Genomic DNA, 3144 nt, shown 5'->3' with positions numbered 1-3144 from the left:
TCTGGCTGTTCTTTACTATGCACAGGGTCGCTACAAGGAAGCGGAGCCGCTGTATGTCGAAGCGCTGGACATCCGTCGCAAGGCGCTGCCACACAGGCATCCGTCTATCATGACNGAGCCTGAACAATCTGGCTGTTCTTTACTATGCACAGGGTCGCTACAAGGAAGTGGAGCCGCTGTTGGTCGAAGCGCTGGACATCCGTCGCAAGGCGCCGCCGCACAGGCATTCGGATATCGCGAGGAGCCTGGACAAACTGGCGTCNTCTTTACTATGCACAGGGTCGCTACAAGGAAGCGGAGCCGCTGTTGGTCGAAGCACTTGCGATCTGGCGCAAGGCGCTGCCGCCCGAGCATCCGTCTCTAGCGACGAGCCTGAGCAACCTAGCATCTCTTTACTATATACAGAGACGCTATAAGGAAGCGGAGCCGCTGTACGTCGAAGCGCTGGACATCATCCGCAACGCGCTGCCGCTCGGGCATCCGGATATCGCGACAAGCCTGAATAATCTGGCTGCGGTTTATCGTGCCACAGGACGGGAACAGGAGGCCGAACAACTGCTTGCCAGCCTGACCGAACCGCACGGATCATAAGGATCCCGTAGGCTAGATTCCGCACGCATTGGCGAGACGGACCTGATATCCGGGAAATGTCCTGTTTCGATCCCCTCTCCGTACAGGAACGGGATCGAAACAACATTATTTTATTCATCCAGCCACAAGAGTTTTTCTGTAATGCCTGCTTCCGCCTCTTCTGAAAAAAAACTCCCCCTTTATGGCATTCCCATTACGGTCGGCGTGACCGGACATCGTAACCTGAGCGATCCTGACAAGGTCAGGGAAATCCTGATAGGGCAGATGGAGGCGATCAGATATCGTTTTCCCAACAGTCCGCTTCGTGCCCTGTCGGCGCTAGCAGCGGGGGCGGACTGTCTTTTTGCTGATGTGGCGTTGAGTCTCGGATGGGAACTCCATGCTGTCCTGCCTTTGGAAATTGATGATTACCTGCATGATTTTACCGAACCGGATAAGGCGATATTCAAGGACCTGCTTGACAAGGCGCAGACATGTCAGGTGATCCCGACCGTGATTCCCGGTTCGGAGGCGCAGGTTGAATATCCCCTCAAGGAAGGCCCGGACAGGATCTATCGCGATCTGCAATATGCCTCTGTCGGGATCCATATCGCACAGCGCAGCCACATCATGGTTGCCATGTGGAATGGCAAGCAGCCCAACGGATTAGGGGGCACCGCGCAGATCGTCAACTTCCGGGAAAATGGCTTCCTCGAGCCCATGGTCGGCGAGACCATGCCCGAAGGGTTCTGCGTTGACATGCTTCCGACCGTGGTACCGCAAAATCCGCTCTATCCGCCGGATATCGGACTGGTTTGCAAGATTTTCTGCGCCAGGACAAATGACCCTACCCTAGGCGAGGGGAGGAAGCCGTTCGAAGTGGAATGGACGGAAGGGCAGCGTAAATGCCTGTCTCTTGACGAGATTGCAATTGGTGTATCTTCGGAAGGAATTCTTGCCGATCTTGACAGGATCGCCACATGGAACGGGGTTGTGCAGGACGATCTTGTCAAACGCGGGGTACCTCCCGCGCCGAAGGATTATCCCCAATACCAGACCAGACTTTGCGTCACACGAGAAGTCCTTGATCGCAATATCACCGAAAAGACCAGCAAAGTCCGTAAAAATTTCGGCTGGCTGTTCATCGCCATGGGATTGACCGTCATCCTGACGAACCGTGCCGCCGGTGATCCCGCAATGTGGGTCAAATTTTCCCTGGTTGGTTCGCTGGTCAGCTTTTTTCTGATTCTTGCGTTTGTCAAATTCTCGAACTGGAAAACCCTGAGGGAAGATACGATCTACCTGCGGGTTCTGGTCGAAGGAATGCGGATTCAGGATTACTGGAACCTGCTTGGTATTCGTGATGGGATCTTTCTGCAATATCCGCCCACTCACCATCACCATGACATGATGAGTTTTGTGCGGCGTGCCCTGCAGGGGGGGAGCCTGAGTTCGTACACGGATGATGACTATGCCGATAAGCTGGAATATGTGCGCCGCGAGTGGCTTCAGGGGCAGATAACCTATTACGATCAGTATAAGATCACCCCCGACCGCAAGAAACAGAAGTTGATTAACAGGTCGGCGATCGGGTTGTTCGGCCTGAGTGTCATCAGCCTGGTCATCATCACGCTTCACGTCACGTTCGGCTTCCTCGATATCACGACGCAGCCATGGGCGGGAACGCTGCTGTCCGCGCTGGAACATATGGCGCGGCTTGGCATGGCCATGGCGATCATCCTGCTCAGCTATCTGGAATTTTCTGGTCTGACGGATGATCTGGCGGATTATGAGATGATACTTGCCCTGTTCAAGCGTGCTGATAAACGGCTCAAGCATCCCTTTGGCAAGATGACCAATCTGCCGCCGCAGATTGTGCAGGGGCAGCAAAGGGCGGTATTGCGCAGTCTTGGGTGCGAGATCCTGCGTGCAGACAATATGCGCTGGGCCGAACGCGCGCTGCGCAAGAAGATCAAGCTGATACGCGGGATCTGATCTGAACGGGAAAAGCAGTTCCCAAAAGTATTGCGAATCCAAAAAGAGGTTTCTGCGTAATATTTTTCAAAGTAACCATCTGGGGAGAGATGCGGGCATTTTCAGGCTGAGATGATATTGTGGTCCTGGTGACGGGCTTCCCAGTGACAGGGCAGGAGTTCGTGGAGGCAGCGCGTTCTTCACTTGTTCGATGCACCGCAGATGCGGGGCCTGTCCGCCGTGGCCTCCTGATAACCTCGAACCTGTCGAGGGCCAGTGCTCCTACGCCAAGTTATGGGACACAGTCGATCCGGTCGGACTCTACTTTTAAATGGTTACATTTCCGGGGCGCACGTCAAAGGCGGACGCTCGTTGACTGTGAGAGAGCGGAAGCCGGTCGATATTAATCAGGTGGAGAGCCTGATTGATATGGTGCAACGCCTGAATGAGGCCGGTATCGAAATTCCGGCCACCCTGTCACGCAAGACCACTGGCCTGTTGAGCAGGATGGCAACCGATATCAAAAAAGGAGTAAGTTTTCGTGAATAAGGGGTCGTTTGCGGGAGGGGGCGAAATCCTACGCTAAGGCTTTGGCCAGCG

General features: G+C 54.6%; 3 protein-coding genes and 2 pseudogenes (1 of these 5 only partly in view). All 5 read left to right on the top strand.

The features are described 5' to 3' along the window. Nucleotides 1-91, top strand: a pseudogene (locus tag NJLHNGOC_RS16705) (tetratricopeptide repeat protein); its annotated part reaches 68 nt to the left of the window's first position; the annotation flags it as partial. Between the two features lie 28 nt (nt 92-119). Next, a pseudogene (locus NJLHNGOC_RS16700) lies at nt 120-272 on the top strand (tetratricopeptide repeat protein); the annotation flags it as partial. Further along, nucleotides 226-591, top strand: a complete 366-nt coding sequence (locus NJLHNGOC_RS14385; RefSeq protein ID WP_408890981.1) for a tetratricopeptide repeat protein — start codon at nt 226-228, stop codon at nt 589-591. The pseudogene NJLHNGOC_RS16700 and the gene NJLHNGOC_RS14385, both read left to right, overlap by 47 nt. 141 nt (nt 592-732) lie before the next feature. After that, on the top strand, nt 733-2565 hold the full coding sequence (locus NJLHNGOC_RS14380; protein WP_113596983.1) for a hypothetical protein: 1833 nt from the start codon (nt 733-735) through the stop codon (nt 2563-2565). 351 nt (nt 2566-2916) lie between these two features. Next, the gene (locus tag NJLHNGOC_RS16060; RefSeq protein WP_165837949.1) at nt 2917-3093 is read left to right on the top strand and encodes a hypothetical protein; all 177 of its coding nucleotides are present in this window, start codon (nt 2917-2919) and stop codon (nt 3091-3093) included. Nucleotides 3094-3144: the final 51 nt, after the last annotated feature.

This window comes from Novacetimonas cocois (assembly GCF_003311635.1).
Classification (GTDB): Bacteria; Pseudomonadota; Alphaproteobacteria; order Acetobacterales; family Acetobacteraceae; genus Novacetimonas; species Novacetimonas cocois.
This window is presented reverse-complemented; position numbering and strand designations above follow the sequence as displayed.

Bases quoted from the DNA above. Each gene is read 5' to 3' on its own strand.
- NJLHNGOC_RS14380 (WP_113596983.1), top strand. From the start codon at position 733: ATGCCTGCTTCCGCCTCTTCTGAAAAAAAACTCCCCCTTTATGGCATT.